Genomic DNA, 18,015 nt, shown 5'->3' with positions numbered 1-18,015 from the left:
CCGTGTCAGTGGCTTTTCTGGCCAAGAAAAGCAAGGAATTTTTCTTTGTAAGAGTCGGATACGGGAATGTATTCTTTACCGAAGACAATGCGGTTGCGCTCTACGACTTTGATTTTACTGCCCTGCACGATGTAGGAACGATGTACCCGGATGAATTGCGATTCAGGCAATAATTCTTCTATCGCTTTTATGCTCATGAGGGTAACAACGGGGTGGGGTGTCCCCGCCAGGTATATTTTCACATAGTCTTTAAGCCCTTCTATATAAAGGATGTCTTTTAATTCTATCTGAATCAATTTGTAATCGGTTTTTACAAATATACTGCTCCTTTCGTTGCGTTCGGGTGTCTGACGTAACATTTCATACCATTGCAATGCTTTGTTGGCCGCCTGAAGAAATTCGGTATAACTAATGGGTTTCAAAAGGTAGTCCAAAGCGTTCACCCGATAACTGTCTACAGCATATTGCTCGAATGCCGTCGTAAATACGATACGGGTACGAGTATTGATTATCCTGGAAAATTCCAGTCCGTCCAATTCCGGCATCTGAATGTCCAGAAACAGGAGGTCTACCGAATCGAAAGCGCATTGCTGCATGGCGAGCAATGCGCTCGGAAATTTGCCGCACAGAGTAAGGAAGGGTGTTTTTTTCACATACACTTCAAGCATGTCAAGAGCTAAAGGCTCGTCGTCGATGATGCAACAAGTCAGATTCATGGCTTACATATTAGGCTTTTTTCACATCCTTCAATCTGCAATTCGGCGATATAGGTATTCCCCGTAACCTCCGTTTTCAAGCGGTGTCTCCCTGGATAGAGCAATTCAAGACGCTTTCTTAAATTTTCCAGTCCGATGCCCGAGCCGCTTTTATCATTTTGCCGTTTCGGAAAAAAGCTGTTCTCAATACGACAAATAATTCGTCCCGGTTGTTCTGTCCTCAAATGTATCCGAATAAAGGAGGACTCCATGGGATCCACACCATGTTTAAATGCGTTTTCAATCAGAGTAATAAACAGCAGCGGGGCCACTGTCATATTGCTCTCTATGGAAATATCCGTCTCAACTTTGACTTGCTGAGACAAGCGGATTTTCATCAGAGCGATGTAATTATTTATAAATTCGATTTCCTTTATCAACAGAACACTGTGCTGACTATCCTCATACAGGACATAACGCAACAAACGGCTTAAGTCGTGCACGGCGTGTTGCGCCTTTTCGGGACTGAAGGAGATTAAAGAGTAGATGTTATTCAGGGTGTTGAACAGGAAATGCGGATTCAATTGACTTTTCAGGTTCTTTAATTCCGCCTCTATCCTTCTTTTTTCCGATTCTTTCCGTCCCGCTTCCAGCCGATACCAATTGACAGTCATTTTTATGGCGACGCTTAATGCCGCCACCAGTATCATCAATGCATAATCCCGAATGACAAACATGGACTTCGGAGGATGCGGCCGGGTTGGTTTCCAGGATGTGAAATGGGCATTATAATAATCCATCCATTCATCCAGACCAACCTCCACCAACAATATCACAAGAATGTTCAACAGAATAAACTGCCACAGCTTCTTACGAAACAGTAATCTGTCTATCAACAGGAAATAGTTGGAATAGAATACGAACATGAATGCCACCGGAACAAAAAAATATCCCAAATAGCTCTGCCAGCTTATCCATTCTTTGGAAGCAAAGAATAAGGGAAAACAAAAAATTATCCCCCATCCTATCACTTGTATCAGTATCTGTAAGACATTCTTATTAATCATGTTATTCATAACGAATGGCTTCTATCGGGTCTAAATTCGAGGCCTTTCGTGCAGGATACCAGCCAAAGAATACGCCGGTAACCGTACAGACGACGAAAGACAAAATAACAGAATAAAGTTGAATATACACAGGCCACCCTGCTATTATTTTTACCAGCCACGCCGCGCCTATCCCGAAGAGGACCCCGATAATACCACCGGTAACACTGATCAGTATCGCCTCTATCAGGAACTGGGCCAGTATATCCCGTCCTTTCGCCCCGATTGACATGCGCAAACCGATTTCCCGCGTCCGTTCGGTCACCGATACGTACATGATATTCATTATCCCGATACCTCCGACAAGCAGGGATATTCCGGCTATACACGCCAGAAGCATGGTCATCATGTCGGTCGTCGAATTCATCATCGTGCTTAATTCCTGCTGGGAACGGATATTGAAATCATCGTCGGCGGTTTCTTTCAGTTTATGGTTACGCCGCAGTATGGCAGTAATCTCCTCTTCCGCCTGCTCCGTCATCTCTTCGCTCAGCGCAGAACAGAAAATGCTTTGCAAGTGGGTAATCGCTAATACTCTTTTCTGAATCGTGGTATAAGGAGCCAGTATCAAATCATCCTGGTCCATGCCCATCGTGTTGTAGCCTTTGGGGGTAAGTACTCCGATAACCAAAAAAGGTATTTTACTAAAACGGATGATTTTCCCCACCGGATTTTCTCCGTTGGTAAAAAGATTGTCGGCGACGGTTTTACCGATAATACAGACTTTGGCCGATGTCACTATGTCCTGGTCGGAAAATATATCGCCTTCCTGCACGGTATACTTGCGGATGTCGAGGTAATCCTGCGTTATGCCGTAAATCGAAGAGGGATAGTTATTGGAGCCGAAAATAACCTGCCCGCTACTGCTCACGGAAGGCGAGCATGCCGCCACATAACGGGTTTCATTCTGTATGGATTTAAAATCTTCAAGTTTAAGGCTCTGCATGGCCGCCGGATCCTGTCTTACCCCTCCCCGCATATCCGCTCCGGGATGAATCATAATCATATTAGAGCCCATTTCGGCGATTTGCGCCCGGATACTTCGTTTCGAGCCCTGCCCGATTGCAAGCATTGTTATCACGGATGCCACCCCGATTATAATCCCCAGCATTGTGAGGAATCCGCGCATTTTATTGTTATTTAAAGCCCGAAGAGCTATTCTTAGCAAATTCGTAAAGTTCATCGCTGTTTATTTATAATCAACTCAATCTTCCGGCACAGGCAGTCTATCCAGCGTCTCCTTCGCCGAAGCAACATGGTCGTTGGTCGTGTCCTGTATCACTTTCCCGTCTTTTAACACAATCGTCCGGCTGCTATAATCCGCAAGTTCCGGATTATGGGTGACAAAAACGATGGTTCTGCCTTTGGCGTGCAGCTCCTGTAATAAGACCAGTATTTCAAATGAGGTCCGCGTATCCAGATTTCCCGTCGCCTCGTCCGCCAATATCAGCACCGGATCATTGACCAACGCCCGGGCTATCGCCACCCGCTGCTGCTGTCCTCCGGACATCTGGTTGGATTTATGATACAAGCGCTCTTTCAACCCGACCGCTTCCAGTGCCGCAATCGCCTTGGCTTCCCGCTGCTTCGCCGACACGTCAGGATTGTACATCAAAGGCAACTCCACGTTTTCAATGGACGTCGTTTTGGGCAACAGGTTGTAAGATTGGAATATGAAACCAATTTTGTGATTACGCAACTCCGCCCGGTCGTTCTTTCCCATCTGCCGCACAGATATACCGTCAAGCAAATACTCGCCCGAAGTAGGCGTATCCAGACAACCCAACAAATTCAGCAGCGTCGATTTTCCGGAACCGCTGGTTCCCATAATCGTAACAAATTCCCCCGGCCAAATGGCAAAGGAGATGCCACGCAAGGCATGTACGGTTTCACTCCCCACCTGAAAATCCCTCTTTATATCTTTCAGTTCTATGATTGCATTCATCACTCGTGACAGATTATTCCGTTAGTTCTTCTTCTTTCTTCCCGGAGGGGTCGGCATAAACGGACTTCCCCCTTCCTGCTCTCCCGGTTTCATATCACCGTTGCCGTTTTTCGCAACTTCCATGCCCGTAACAACCTCTTCCCCTTCAGAAACCCCTTGTATGATTTCCACCAAAGAACCGCTGGACGTACCCGTTTTTACCTTCCTCTCCTCCAGCAAACCGGCTTTCTTTATCCAAAGCGTTTTTCGCAGACTCTCGCCGGATTCCGGCAGAGAACGAATGTCTATTTTATTTTCCGCAGCCATTATCTCGTCCGGTATGAATTTCAAGGCTTTGGAAGACACGGCCAATACATTCTCTTTCTCCAGGGTATAAATGGTAACCGTCGCCGTCAGTCCCGGTTTCAGTTTCAAATCCGGATTCGGAGCACTGATAACCACTTCATAAGTTACGACATTGGATTCTACCGTAGCCTCCAGACGCACTTGCGTAACGATTCCCTCAAATACATCGTTCGGATAAGCATCGACCTCAAAGGTCACCCGCTGCCCTTCTGCTACCTGACCGATATCCGCTTCATCCACGTCTGCAATTACCTGCATTTCCGTCAAATCGTTCGCAATATTAAAAAGCGTCGGCGTTTCAAAACCGGCAGCCACAGTCTGTCCTTCCTCCACCTCCCGGCTGATCACAACCCCGTCGATAGGACTCGTGATCACGGTATACCCCAGATTCCGTCTTACTTTCACAATATCCGCCTGCGATTTCTCGTAAGCGCTTTTTGCCTTTTCATAGTTATAAAGACTCGTTTCGTAATCGGTATCGCTTATCAGTTTCTTCTCAAAAAGAACCTGGCTGCGGGCATAATTTTTCTGCTGATAGTCATACTCCGCCTTCGCGCTTGCCAACTGGGCCTCGTTGGATTGCAATTCGGCCTGTAACGTCACTTTATCCATTTCCGCCAGCAACTGCCCTTTCTTTACCACGCTGTTATAATCCACATATATTTTATCGATAATGCCCGATACCTGCGTACCCACTTCCACCTGTGTCACGGGCTCTACCGTCCCGGTCGCCGTCACCATATTCGACATAGAACTCCGTTCCACCACTTCAGTTGCCCAGTTAATTCCCCGCTTACCGGAACACTGAAGGAACACTAAACCGCATATTCCCAATACCGGTAAAAGAATCCCCCTTGTTATTGCTTTGCTGTTTTTCATATTACTATGGATTTTAATTTATTTTTATTTCATTTTTTCATCCGGAAGCGCTATTCCCTTTCCCTGGTAGAAATTCAATAACTGATAACTAAGTACCGCCATGTATTTGGCCTGTATCATCTCCTGCTGCGCCGAGAGGTATGTATTCTTTTCCGCCAGCAATTCCACCGTATTCTTCATTCCCAAATCAAACTGTTCGCGCACCAAATCGTAACTGACCCGGGCGGAATTTACACTTTCCTCAGCCGCCTGATAGCGATTTTGATAAGACAGGGCACTCAGATAAACCGTCTCCACTGTTTTCAGTAAATCCTTCTGTGCTTCCCGATAATCCAATTCCGCATTTTCCACCTGCACCTCGGCAATCTTCACCGCCGATTTGTTCTGCCGCTTGCTATAAATAGGAACACTCAGATTTAATCCGATGCTTTCATTAAAATTGTGTTTCACCTGACTCCCGAATGAATTTCCCGTCCCCGACATGTGGCTGGTCCCAATGCCCGCTGTAAGATTCAACGACGGTAGATAACCGGAACGCGCGATACTTACATCATACTCCGAAGATTCAACAGACAGACGCCCGCTTTCTATCTCAGGCATAAAACCCAAAGCCGCTTCGTAAACCACCGCTTTCGTTGGCAAAGAAAACCGCACATCCTCCCCGGACAACGCCGGAACTGCCAATTGAATCCTATCATTCAACTCCAATTCCAACAGCTGTTTCAAATTCAACTCCTGCTCCTCCAATGCCGACTGGGCTGCAACCAATTGATATTTATCCATGCTGTATTGCGAAAGTAATTGCGCCAAATCGCTGCGGGAAATAGAGCCCGCCTCCAACAACTGTACTCCCCGCTCATACTGCGCCCCGGATACTTCCACCGTATTCCGGTTAATTGCAACAGATTCCGCCGCATAAAGCATCTGAAGATAAGACTCCGTTATCGCCAGCTGAATAGTATTCTCCGCCTGCCGAATATACAACTCCTGGATTTTATCCGATAACTCCTGCTGCCGGATATTCAGCCGCAACTTCCCCCCGTTATACAACGCTACCGAAGAATTTAACCCGTAACTGCCGACATAACTGTTCTTATCCCCGTTCACATCTTTGTCTGAAAAAGGACGGTTCACCAAATCATGTCCCGTCGAAAAAGAAAGAGAGGGAAACAGTTCCGCTTTCGCCCGTAAGGTATTCTCCTTGCTTTCCTCCAGCAAAACTTTCGACTTTTTCACCTGTATATTATGCTCCAACGCATAGTCTATACAATTTTTCAACGTCCAGTTCCGGTGAGAATCCTGTATTTGCCCGTACAGCCCTATACTCGTACACCATATAATTAAAATAGCAATACTTTTCATACTTACCTGTTTTTATTTTAACAGTTCAAAAGTAGCATGCCATGTAAAGACCTACAATTATTATAGACCTACAAGGAGTTTTTCTCGACAAATCCCCGCAAAAAAACGATGAATCGCAGATAAAATTCATACTTTTGCAAAAGAGGCGTAAAGCGTTGCCCTTTTTGATTCCATTCAATCAATCGTACTATTTATTATCCTAAACAGAAAAGTCCGCGAAACTTAAAAAAGTACAGGAGAATAAAGAGACGTATTGCGTACATAAAAACGTGATCGTTCCGGTTTTATCTTTGTACTTCTGGCTCTGCGCGGACGCCATCTGTTTAAAGCTCACCGGCGGTCACGTTTCCTTTTTATACATGTCCCCGACGTACAACAAACACTATATTATTAACCCAAATACACTAAACATGAAAAAGAAATCCGATTTCTCCGTACTCAAAGAACCCATTCCTTTCTACCTTTTACTTACAAATATATTACTACTTTTCCTCGTCTTGTACTTAAGCTATAGCTTGGTATTCGGTGAAGAAAAAAACTCGCCCTACTACGATGTTCCCCAGATACAAAAAACATTTGATGCTACTACATACGACATCTTTCCCCTTGAAGACGTCTTAAATTAAAAAAAACGTAAACAGGGGAATTTTATCTGAATTTCGGTAAGTATTAATTAAAAAACAACTGACATTAACTCAAGAGAGGAAAAAAACTTTCCCGCTTTGAAATAAAGAACTGTAAAACGACTCTTTTACTCCTCCTTCCGATTGTAAATAAACCTTGCTAACCCGTAGACATACCGACGGAAGCCCGGCCGATAAGCCAGTAAACGCCGAAACCAGCCCATATGCCGTCCTGCCAGACGCACCATAACGCCCACAAAGAACATTGCCAACAACGTCCCCACACCGATAATATGCCACTGCCAAGCTCCGAAAAACACATAGCATGCCGCCACGCCAAGCATTACCAGTGTCACATCCACTACAATCTTCACCTTCGGGAAATCCACACCCGTCACTCGGCTGACTGCTACCGGAAAACCTTCACCAGGCATCGTCACACTGCCACAACACACTTCCATCGCAATACCGATACCCAATATAATACACCCCGCCAATTGCGCCGCTATCTGCTGCCATAATCCCACAGGTGCAAGCCATCCCGTCAGCGACATACTCAAATCAATAAGCGTACCGAATACAAAACCAATAACCAGCTGGAAAAGCTGCACCCACTCAAACCGCCGACGCAATACTCCTATTTGTCCGCCCACAAGAATAAAATTCATCACATAAGTATATTGACCGATTGTCAGTGCGGGCACTAATTTCTGCACTCCCGCCGTCTCAAACACATACGGCAACACACTTATCACACTCGACCCCAACATCGAGCGCACACACACAGCCACACCGACTGTCATCACAAACAACGAAACAAGCAATAACAAATGCTGCCAACAAAATGAAATAATTCTTTCCTTCATATCTGTATATTTACTTTAATACTTTCAACGCCTCACGCGTACAGCGGGGTAGCGAAGCCACCACTGTATCATACGCCAACCGTACCTGCCGGCAGATTTCCTCCTCCGGTACATCACTATCGAAATAAACACTATTCCAATGCCGCTTATTCATGTGCCATCCGGGACGGACACCCTCATAGCGCCCACGCAACTCCTCCGCCTGTTCAGGTGGACATTTCAGCAGGCAGAAATCAAATCGACATGCACCACACAAAACCACTTCCCCGCCACAGAGAAGCAAAGTAGTCCACGATCATGCTCATTTCTACCCGTCGCCCACGGCATCGCCTCCTCTACTCCTGACAATGAAAGACAATACAATCTAAAATCCTCTATATTCATATTTTACCACTTTTCACACTTTGGAACACAAATATATTAAAAAAATGTACGAATAGTACACTTACTATCCATAAACCCCTCGCCCCTCTTGACAAAGAAAAATGAGCCTCTAAACAAAACATCCGTTCAATATTTCATTGTATCTTTGTTTCTGCAAGGTAAAACAAGCGAATACCGTAAAAATGGTTAGGGAAACCGTAATTTGAATAATAAAACATACCTCATCCGCCGTATCTTTGTCATAGAAACTATCATTATAAAAGCAAAAAATATGAAACACTTATTCATCACGCTATCCGTCCTCATCAGCCTCCTCATTCTCGCAGCATGCGGACAGACGAACAACAAAACATCAAACAACCTGAATATGGAAATCACAAGCAAAAAAAACATCGGTCAGCGTCTGTCCCTCTATCCGATGCCTGTTACCGTTGTCGGCGCGGAAGTAGAGGGAAAAGTGAACTGGCTGTTAGTTGCGCACACCGGAATCATCGGACACGACCGCATTTTGGTGAGCATGAGCGACAAACATTACACAAACCGGGGCATCCGGAAAACGCGCAAACTCTCCCTGAACCTGACCAGCCGGCAAATGTTGCCGCGGGCGGATTACGTGGGTAGCGTTAGCGGCGAAAATACGGACAAGTCACACGTCTTCGCCTGGCATGCCGGAGAAAACGGCACGCCCGTCATCGACGAATCACCGCTGAGCATTGAACTCAATGTGGAAGATATTTATAAAACTCCCGGATTCGACAACTTCATCTGCACCATCGCCAACACTTACGCCGACGAATCTGTACTCGACAGTCTCGGCAGACTCGACTACGACAAACTGAAACCGGTGTTGTTTGAATTTCCCACTTATTCCTATCTCGCCACAGGCGAAATAATCGGCCGATGTCTGAAACTGGACAGCCAGCCGTCCATGTGCGCCAAACTCCCCACGGAGAGCGACGGCATCGTCCGCCTTTCCACCGTTGAAGTCTATCCGCAATACCTCGACCAATACAAACGCTACGCCACGGAAGTCGGCGAGGTGTCGTTACGCACCGAACCGGGCGTACTCTCCATGTACGCCATGGCCGAGCAGGAAAACCCCTGCCGCATCACCATTCTCGAAACCTATGCCAGCCAGGCGGTCTACGAAGCACACATCGCGTCCGCCCATTTTCAAAAATACAAGCAGGGCACCCTTCACATGGTAAAAAAACTCAAACTGACGGACCAAACCCCGCTCAATCCGGACAACAAGTTGAACAATTACATACATTGACAGCATGAAAAAACTAATTTTATTCGCAATTACCGTAACAATAATCTCACAGAGTATGGCACAACAGAAAATCATTCAGACCGCCGGACGCGAAGCCTTGGGCGAGTTCGCGCCCGAATTCGCACGTCTCAACGACGATGTTCTTTTCGGCGAAGTGTGGAGCCGCAACCATCTGCTTTCCTTGCGCGACCGCAGCATCGTCACCGTCGTCGCCCTCATGAGTCAGGGTATCACCGACTCGTCACTGATACACCACTTGCAGACCGCAAAGAAAAACGGCATCACACGCACCGAGATTGCCGAAATCATCACTCACGCCGCCTTTTATGCAGGCTGGCCGAAAGCATGGGCAACATTTCGCCTTGCCAAAGAGGTGTGGAACGAAGACACAGATAACACCGAGGCCGCCAACGCACGCGAGCAGTTCCAACGTGAGATGATATTCCCCGTGGGCGAACCGAATACCGCCTATGCGCAATATTTCATCGGCAACAGTTATCTTGCTCCTCTTTCATCCGAGCAGGTAATCGTTTCCAACGTGACTTTCGAGCCGCGCTGCCGCAACAACTGGCACGTACACAAAGCGACCCAAGGCGGCGGACAGATGCTTATCGGCGTAGCCGGCCGCGGCTGGTATCAGGAGGAAGGCAAACCGGCAGTTGAAATCCTGCCCGGAACAGTTATTCACATCCCTGCGAACGTAAAACACTGGCACGGAGCGGCTGCCGATTCCTGGTTTGCCCACTTGGCTTTCAGCGTACCGGGTGAAAACACAGACAACGTATGGCTGGAGCCTGTCAGCGACAAAGAATACAATCGCCTTGAACGCACGAAAACAAACAAATAAACACAAGTAATCATGAAACAAATCGTATCACTATTCGTCCTGCTGTTCGTCGCCTCCTTTCACATGGCAACTTTCGCACAGGCCGACTCCAAAACAAACCGTAACATGAAAACAGACAAAAAAGTATTGGTAACCTTTTTCTCTCACACGGGTGAAAACTATGCCGTAGGAAACATCACGAAGGGAAACACGCACATCGTAGCCGAAATGATAGCCGAAGCGACAGGAGGCAACCTCTTTGAAATCGTACCTGAACAGACATACCCGAAAACGTATAACGCCTGCGTGGATGTAGCTAAAAAAGAAAAGGAAGCCGGTGCCCGGCCGGCGGTGAAAGGCGACGTCAAGACCGAAGACTACGACGTCATTTTCGTAGGCTACCCCAATTGGTGGGGCGACATGCCGATGGCTGTCTACACGTTCCTTGAAAAACACAATTGGCAAGGTAAAACCGTCATTCCTTTCTGTACGCATGAAGGCAGCGGTCTCTCAGGTACAGAGCGCAATATCAGCGCCACCTGCAAAGGCGCAACGGTAGGCAAAGGGCTGGCCCTGAAAGGCTCAATAGCACAGAACTCCCGTAACGAGGCACAGAAAAGCGTCTCGGCATGGCTGGAGAAACTGGAGTATTAACAAATGCTTGCACGATTCGGATAAAAGGCCTACTTTTGTCGTGCTCATCGGAGGGCTGGCAGTCGTAACTGCCACGGCCGGATAAGATGTCGGGTGCGCCCGGTTATTCACATCTTATCCGGTTGTTTTTTTATAAGATGAAAAGAACATATGAAGAACCTCGAACGTGACAGCATTGATTTCGGACGGATGCACATTCCGTCCCTGTTTTGCAAACTATTTTTTCCCACTCTAACAGGAATGATATTCAATGCCCTACTGACTATAGCAGACGGTATATTCGTAGGCCGTGGCGTAGGCAGCGACGGACTGGCAGCAGTAAATATCATCGCTCCCCTCTTCATGGTAACAACAGGCATCGGGCTGATGTTCGGCATCGGAGCATCAGTAGTAGCAAGCGTCCACCTCGCACGCGGCAATGTAAAAGCTGCCAATATCAACATAACGCAGGCCTTCACCGTTTCACTGTTGCTATTGCTGCTCATTACCGCAAGCGTAGGCATTTTTCATGCACAGACAATTCGCCTGTTGGGCGGCACGGAGGTGCTTATGCCTTACGCAAGGCAATATCTGTTATTTCTGCTGCCCGGCTTTCCTTTCCTGTTACTCCAAAGCATCGGGTTGATGCTAATCCGCCTCGACGGTTCGCCGCGCTATGCCATGATGTGCAACGTCATACCGGCATTGCTCAACCTGATTCTCGATTATCTTTTCGTATTTCCATTCGGCTGGGGTGTAGGAGGTGCAGCATTGGCCACGACACTGGGATGCGTAGCGGGCGGAATAATGGTTGTATGGTATTTCCTGCGCCGTACACAAACGCTACAACTCTATCGGTTGAAATTTTCACCAACCAGCCTGCGTCTGACCGTACGCAATGTAGGCTATATGACGAAAATCGGCGCTTCAGCCTTTCTTACCGAAGCTGCCATGTCAGTGATGATGCTCACAGGCAACTACGTTTTTATCGGACTATTAGGTGAAGAAGGAGTAGCGGCTTTCAGCATCGCATGCTACCTCTTTCCACTGGTCTTCATGATCAATAATGCCGTAGCACAATCCGCCCAGCCCATTATCAGTTTCAATCATGGGGCAGGCAATGTATTGCGCGTCAGAAAAGCCCTACGCACAAGCCTTTTGGCAAGCCTTGTGTGTGGCATACTCGCCACGACACTACTCTGCTTCTTTACCTCCCCCATCGTCAATCTCTTTCTAACTCCCGAATATCCGGCACACGACATCGCAGCACGTGGCATACCGCTATTCGCCTCATGCGCCCTGTTCTTCGCCCTCAACATTGCCTTTATCGGCTATTATCAAAGTACTGAACGTGCCATGCGTGCCACGATCTACACACTCCTACGCGGCATCGCACTCCTTGTACCCGCTTTCCTCATACTCCCCATGCTGTGGGGCGAAACAGGAGCATGGCTCGCCATCCCCTGCGCCGAAGTTCTGACACTGGCTGTCATTGCAATGGATTTCGCTATACAACAGCAAAAGAAACAAACAATGAAATAATATGAACCCTAGAGACTTTCGTGATTTAGTGTACTATATCGTCCGACAAATTCCTGTCGGTCGGGTACTTTCCTATGGTCGGATTGCTGCACTAACCGGTTACCCCAACCATGCTCGACATGTTGGGCATATTTTACGTGATGTTCCCCCCGAAATACAATTGCCTTGTCATCGGGTAGTAAACACAACCGGTCGTATCGCACCCTTCTGGCCGCAACAAAAGAACCTTCTATTGGCAGAAGGCGTGCTTTTCAAATCAGAAATGTGCGTAGACATGCACCAGTGTGCTTGGAAAGAAGAAGAAATTATGACCTATACACCGGACAAAAGCACCGCAACCATTCATACAGACTGTCAATATAAAGGTAGTTCGGAACACCCGATGGAACTTTATATGCGTTTTCGGGAACACAAACCCTCTATAGATTCCTTGCAGGAACGCTCCAAGCTCAAAGGAAAAGGCTGATAAAAGGATTATTCATTTTTCACCAACTCGTAAATATGGGCTTCCTCCCCAACAATCCACACCAAGTCCCCGACCTCAAATACGGTATCGGCACACGGGTTACGCAAAGAGTTCACCCCCCGCTCCAATCCAACAATAAGACACTTATAGCATTTTCTGATTCCCGATTCTCCGATTGTCTTCCCTTTAAACGCCGAGTTTTCATCAATCACGAACTGCCGGAGACTTACTCCACTTTGGCTGAGATCGGAGTCTTCAACAGACATAATCTGCTCTTTCAGATAATTCGTAAAAGCCAGCAATTGTTCATCACTACCGATAACCTGTATCCGGTCATACGGATACAAACGTTCTTCTCCTCCCGGAATGTTCAGACACAAGTTTCCCCTGAATATGGCTACAACATGTACATCGAACTGAGTTTTCAATGCCAGTTCTGCCAATGTTTTTCCCACCAGTAAAGATTCAACGGGTATTTCGAAATCCGCCATATGCAGGTCTCGTGCCAACAGATTCGTTACAAAACGGGGTACAATTTTCCGCGATTCATGAGCCTGAATGTCCCGGATATTAAAATTCCTCAAAAAACGGCGTTCTATCAATATCGATTGTTTTTTCAGATAGCGGGAATAAATCATTCCCCCCACAATCAGCACCGCAATCCCGATTAAAAGCCCCACCGATATTTTTAATAATGTCGAAATGACGAACATGACGAAGACAACTGCCAATACGAAACGGAACACAATAAGCGAGATAAGATAGCCCCGGTTAAACCGTCCGTCATTCCAGAGCGTCTGAAATTCTTCAGAATGGTTTTTCTTCGCCACAATAGCCCGCAGAAAAGGAGAAATGGCCAGCAGGATAATCACGGCACTGACAACAGAGCCCCATATTCCGGGGATATACTGACGCAGGAAAGGGACCAGCAAACTGAATGCCAATATTAATTCTGCGACAACAATGACTGAATATACCACCACAATACGCAACAAGGCCAATAATAACTTCCGCCAGTTGCTCTCCTGGTTCATCAACTGTACGCCCGAAGCATTGCGCTGCAACATTTTTTTCCATATCGGAGGCAAATGTTTTTCTACACAAGAATAAGCCGGTTCCGCCAAACGTATCATGTAAGGAGTCAGAAAGGTAGTAATAACCGAAACCGCCACCACTATCGGATACAAATATCCCTCCGTCACATGCAAAGAGAGCCCTAATGAGGCGATAATGAAAGCAAATTCACCGATTTGAGGTAGGCAAAAACCACATTGCATAGCCACTTTCAGCGGCTGACCGGACAAAACGACACCGAACATCCCTAGAAACGTCTGACCTGCCAAAATAGTAAAAGTAATCAGCAATATCGGTCCGATATATTCCACTATCATCTCCGGGTCGACCATCATCCCGACCGATACGAAAAAGATGGCGGCAAACAGGTCTTTTACCGGTTTTACGACATGAATGATTTTCTCCGCCTCTATGGTTTCCGCCAATATGGAGCCCATGACAAAAGCCCCCAATGCCGAAGAGAAGCCGACCTGCGTGGCCAGTATCACCATCAGCAGACACAATCCCAAAGCGACGATCAGCATAGTTTCATCGTTCATCAGGAGTTTAGTGCGCTTAAAGAAAGTCGGTATCACGTATATTCCGACGATGAACCACAGCATCAGGAAGAAAACCAGCTTGGCGATGCTGTAAACCATCTCGGTGCCTTCAAAATTGTTTTTTACCGCCATAGTGGAAAGCAACACCATTAATACGATGGCCACCAGATCTTCAATAACCAGTATTCCCAAGACCAAACCAGAAAACCGCTGCGTCCTCAACCCCAAATCCTCCAACGCCTTGTAGATTATGGAAGTGGAAGACATGGCAAGCATTCCACCTAAAAAAATACAATCCATCCGTTTCCAGCCCATAACGGAACCGGCCAGCGTCCCTAATATGACCATGCCCACGATGATGGTTATCGCGGCAATGACGGCGGGACCTCCGACTTTCATCAGCTTTTTGAAACTGAAATCCAGTCCCAGGGCAAACAGCAGGAAGACGACCCCGATATCCGCCCAAGTCTGAATATTGGCCGTATCCATGACCGTCGGGACCAATGTAATATGCGGTCCGGCAATGAAACCCGCCACAATGTATCCCAATACTAGCGGTTGCTTTAATTTTTTGAACAGGAGTGTAGTTAGCCCGGCAGCAATCAGAATCAAAGCCAGGTCTGAAATCAATGTCGGAAGATGTGACATACCCAATCTTTACATTTAGCCGTTTATTTTTCCCTGATTAAATTTATTTTGCAAAAATAATCTTTTCTGATAAACAGTATTACCTCTTTTTCACTTTTTCCATTATTATAGAAAACTTTGATTGCACACCTGAAAGTGAGATTCTACCTGCCGGTACCCCCACGATAATGTACAGGTTGTTCCGATAGGATGTCTTAAAAATTAAGACACCGCACTTCAGCAGATTGAACGGCACATCCTCTTATAGATACTGCCGTTATACTTCCGTTACATCTCCGTATTATCTCCGTTCTGGAACGGAGATAATACGGAAGTAATTCGTTTTTATAGCTGGCATATCTTTAAGAAAAAATATATGTCCCCCTTCATTGATTCGCTTTTCAGATAATCTTCCGGGATGGTGGAGGCACTTCCGTCACGTTTGGCAAAATAGTGCGGAGACATGATTTCTACACCTGCTTCGTTTATGGATGGCGCAAGTAGCCAAAGAACGATTAGACCATAACTCATTCAGAGGTATAGTTTCAATGGCTATAGGAAAGCCAAACGAGGAGTAAAATTTAGGATAACTCATTCCTAACAGGTATATTTGTAACAATCAAAAGCCGGGTGATATGACAAAACAGAATGCAATAAAAGTCTTTGAAGAAAAGAAAGTCCGTACCGTATGGGATAGTGATAAAGAAGAATGGTATTTCTCTATTGTGGATGTGATAGCAGTATTAACTGATAGTCCTAATCCAAGGAAATATTGGAGTGTGCTAAAAACTCGCTTAAAAAAAGAAGGAAGTGAGTTGACTACAAATTGTAGTCAACTGAAAATGCCTTCCTCGGATGGAAAATATTACAAAACAGATGTCGCTGATACAGAGCAGTTATTTCGGTTGATACAATCCATCCCTTCTCCTAAAGCAGAGCCCTTTAAATTATGGATGGCGCAAGTAACCAAGGAACGCCTTGACCAAATGCAAGACCCCGAATTGTCTATTCAGCAGGCTATGATGGATTACAAACGGTTGGGATATTCCGACAATTGGATTAATCAAAGAATTAAAAGCATAGAAATCCGCAAGGACTTAACACGGCACGGGCTACAGGAAGGTGTACAATTTGCCACCTTAACAGACATCATCTATAAAACATGGGCTGGAAAAACGGCAAAGGAATACAAACAGTTCAAAGGCTTGAAGAAAGAAAATCTCCGCGATAACATGACTAATAAGGAATTAGTATTAAACATGCTCGCTGAACTTTCTACAAAAGAAATATCTGAAGTACAAAATCCAAAATCTTTTGATGAACATATAGATGTTGCTCGTAGAGGCGGAAATGTGGCAAAAGAAGCTCGAATAAAATTAGAACAAGAGACGGGGAAATCTGTTGTTACTCCTCTAAACGCAAAAGATATATTAGGATTACAAAGCGGAGAAGTGGAAGATGTGGATTTAGATAGTGAAGAAGCAAAATAACAATATCAAAAAATCATATAGAGGGAGTCGAAATGGCTCCCTCTATCTATATATACAAAATAATCCGTGAAATAGAGCCGTATAGGGATTATACCTCATCACTCCAATAGTTTTTATTACTGAATAAATATATCGCCTTATAAAAGCCAATAGAAGGATAAAAACGTGATGAGGAAAGATGAGGCGGTTCGATAATCAAAATTATCCTATCTCATAAGAAATGAGCATAGGGAGTATATAGCAATATAAACAATGATGTCATCGTATGATAAGATTATGATTGGTACATGACAATAAAGAAAAAAGAGATAGAAATAAAGATTTAACATACTACCAATAGAAAAAATCAGTGTTCACAAACACGACAAATCTTAATGTCTCATATCTTTACAAACATAGCTCCCTAAATCAACCCTATTCCCATATATCACTGATTTTCTTCCGTATCCTTTTTTTAATTAGGGGAATTCCCTACATTTGTCAAGCCTTTCAAGGCTAATTTTTATCGAAAAGAAGTGCCTTTTCCTGTTAAAGTCGCCAATTTTAACTACATACAAGGCACAAGTCAATCCATATTATTGTGGGTTGTCTATTTGCGTGTATTCAGGCGTTTGGCGATGCCTAACTAAGATGCGGACAGCAGCCCGCTTCTTTTATTTAATTACTTTTCCTTTTTGGCTGCAGAGGATGCCAAATAATTAAATATGGAAAAGCCTGAAAACAGACTTTACAGCTACAAAATGGCACGTGACACTGGCTTTGCTCCCAATCCCTATTTTGGAGTACTGACACTGGCTACGTGCAAAGAGAATCTAAGACGGATTATACAACCCGAAAACTGGATTGCAGGCTGGACGTCTAAAAGTCTTAAAAAGTATTCTACTGACATCGGGAAAGAACGATTAGTCTATTTAGCTAAGGTTAGTAAGAAACTGACCTATGCGGAATATTGGGAACACTATAAAGAAAAACGTCCCGTTTTGAAAAATACCGATGATAAGGCTTATTACGGTGACAACATCTATGAGCCTACCAATGGGTGCATTCCCAACCCGCAACAACCCAATACTTTCATTTTACACCCCAATAGCAGCAATAAAACCGAGGAGAAGAAAGTCAAGGATTTGAGAGGTGAATATGTATTGGTATGCGAAGAGTTTTACTATTTCGGTGCTGCGGATTCTTTGGAGGTGCCTGCAAATATTCGTCCGAATATTCCAAAAGCACAAACAAGGTATGGAGAAATTACGGAAGACGCGTCCATATTTATAAATTACGTCAGACAGTGTGCTAAACAGTGTCAAAAAACAAGTAGTAACAATCACAATTAATTTTTA

Annotated in this window: 16 protein-coding genes and 1 pseudogene; 7 read left to right on the top strand and 10 right to left on the bottom strand. The window is 45.4% G+C overall.

Annotated elements, in window-relative coordinates; all coding sequences use genetic code 11:
* Positions 1-5 precede the first annotated feature (5 nt).
* The 8 genes and pseudogenes from NFR61_RS03835 to NFR61_RS03800 form a co-directional block, all read right to left on the bottom strand.
* Complete coding sequence (locus NFR61_RS03835) at positions 6-716, bottom strand: LytR/AlgR family response regulator transcription factor (RefSeq protein WP_251620781.1); 711 nt, start codon at positions 714-716, stop codon at positions 6-8.
* Positions 713-1,771 (bottom strand): sensor histidine kinase, encoded by a 1,059-nt coding sequence (locus NFR61_RS03830; protein ID WP_251620779.1) that lies wholly within the window; start codon positions 1,769-1,771, stop codon positions 713-715. Before NFR61_RS03830 ends, NFR61_RS03835 begins: the two co-directional genes overlap by 4 nt.
* A complete protein-coding gene (locus tag NFR61_RS03825) occupies positions 1,764-2,984 on the bottom strand; it encodes an ABC transporter permease (RefSeq protein WP_251620777.1) in 1,221 nt (406 codons plus the stop codon). Before NFR61_RS03825 ends, NFR61_RS03830 begins: the two co-directional genes overlap by 8 nt.
* A 21-nt stretch (positions 2,985-3,005) precedes the next feature.
* Positions 3,006-3,746 carry an ABC transporter ATP-binding protein gene (locus NFR61_RS03820; RefSeq protein WP_251620775.1) on the bottom strand — a complete coding sequence of 247 codons (741 nt, stop codon included), beginning with the start codon at positions 3,744-3,746 and terminating at the stop codon, positions 3,006-3,008.
* 21 nt (positions 3,747-3,767) lie between these two features.
* Entirely contained in the window at positions 3,768-4,970 is a 1,203-nt protein-coding gene (locus NFR61_RS03815; protein WP_251620766.1) for an efflux RND transporter periplasmic adaptor subunit, read from the bottom strand.
* A gap of 24 nt (positions 4,971-4,994) precedes the next feature.
* On the bottom strand, positions 4,995-6,332 hold the full coding sequence (locus NFR61_RS03810; protein WP_251620764.1) for a TolC family protein: 1,338 nt from the start codon (positions 6,330-6,332) through the stop codon (positions 4,995-4,997).
* A gap of 751 nt (positions 6,333-7,083) precedes the next feature.
* Positions 7,084-7,821, bottom strand: a complete 738-nt coding sequence (locus NFR61_RS03805; RefSeq protein WP_251620762.1) for a YczE/YyaS/YitT family protein — start codon at positions 7,819-7,821, stop codon at positions 7,084-7,086.
* A gap of 10 nt (positions 7,822-7,831) precedes the next feature.
* Positions 7,832-8,205 (bottom strand): annotated as a pseudogene (locus NFR61_RS03800) (MmcQ/YjbR family DNA-binding protein).
* A gap of 271 nt (positions 8,206-8,476) precedes the next feature.
* Here NFR61_RS03800 and NFR61_RS03795 point away from each other — a divergent pair.
* From NFR61_RS03795 to NFR61_RS03775, 5 genes are all read left to right on the top strand, one after another.
* Positions 8,477-9,481: a flavin reductase gene (locus NFR61_RS03795; protein WP_251620760.1), complete on the top strand. Its 1,005-nt coding sequence runs from the start codon at positions 8,477-8,479 to the stop codon at positions 9,479-9,481.
* A 4-nt stretch (positions 9,482-9,485) separates the two neighbouring features.
* Positions 9,486-10,328: a carboxymuconolactone decarboxylase family protein gene (locus NFR61_RS03790; RefSeq protein WP_251620758.1), complete on the top strand. Its 843-nt coding sequence runs from the start codon at positions 9,486-9,488 to the stop codon at positions 10,326-10,328.
* A gap of 12 nt (positions 10,329-10,340) precedes the next feature.
* Positions 10,341-10,961 (top strand): flavodoxin, encoded by a 621-nt coding sequence (locus NFR61_RS03785; RefSeq protein ID WP_251620756.1) that lies wholly within the window; start codon positions 10,341-10,343, stop codon positions 10,959-10,961.
* Positions 10,962-11,111: 150 nt separating this feature from the next.
* Positions 11,112-12,482 (top strand): MATE family efflux transporter, encoded by a 1,371-nt coding sequence (locus tag NFR61_RS03780; protein ID WP_251620754.1) that lies wholly within the window; start codon positions 11,112-11,114, stop codon positions 12,480-12,482.
* Position 12,483: 1 nt separating this feature from the next.
* Positions 12,484-12,948 (top strand): MGMT family protein, encoded by a 465-nt coding sequence (locus tag NFR61_RS03775; protein WP_420910098.1) that lies wholly within the window; start codon positions 12,484-12,486, stop codon positions 12,946-12,948.
* 8 nt (positions 12,949-12,956) lie between these two features.
* On the opposite strand, the gene NFR61_RS03770 is transcribed toward NFR61_RS03775, so the two are convergent.
* Together NFR61_RS03770 and NFR61_RS03765 are read right to left on the bottom strand one after the other, a co-directional pair.
* A complete protein-coding gene (locus tag NFR61_RS03770) occupies positions 12,957-15,209 on the bottom strand; it encodes a cation:proton antiporter (protein ID WP_251620752.1) in 2,253 nt (750 codons plus the stop codon).
* Positions 15,210-15,533: 324 nt separating this feature from the next.
* Positions 15,534-15,719 carry a hypothetical protein gene (locus tag NFR61_RS03765; RefSeq protein WP_251620831.1) on the bottom strand — a complete coding sequence of 62 codons (186 nt, stop codon included), beginning with the start codon at positions 15,717-15,719 and terminating at the stop codon, positions 15,534-15,536.
* A 104-nt stretch (positions 15,720-15,823) separates the two neighbouring features.
* Here NFR61_RS03765 and NFR61_RS03760 point away from each other — a divergent pair, with 104 nt between their 5' ends.
* Positions 15,824-16,678 carry a BRO-N domain-containing protein gene (locus tag NFR61_RS03760; protein ID WP_251620750.1) on the top strand — a complete coding sequence of 285 codons (855 nt, stop codon included), beginning with the start codon at positions 15,824-15,826 and terminating at the stop codon, positions 16,676-16,678.
* Positions 16,679-17,382: 704 nt separating this feature from the next.
* Positions 17,383-18,009 carry an Nmad2 family putative nucleotide modification protein gene (locus NFR61_RS03755; protein ID WP_251620741.1) on the top strand — a complete coding sequence of 209 codons (627 nt, stop codon included), beginning with the start codon at positions 17,383-17,385 and terminating at the stop codon, positions 18,007-18,009.
* Positions 18,010-18,015: the final 6 nt, after the last annotated feature.

Origin of the sequence: Odoribacter lunatus (genome assembly GCF_943193135.1) — a bacterium.
GTDB classification, from domain to species: Bacteria; Bacteroidota; Bacteroidia; order Bacteroidales; family Marinifilaceae; genus Culturomica; species Culturomica lunata.
The sequence above is the reverse complement of the archived record's forward strand: the minus strand, read 5'-3'. Positions and strand labels throughout refer to the sequence as shown.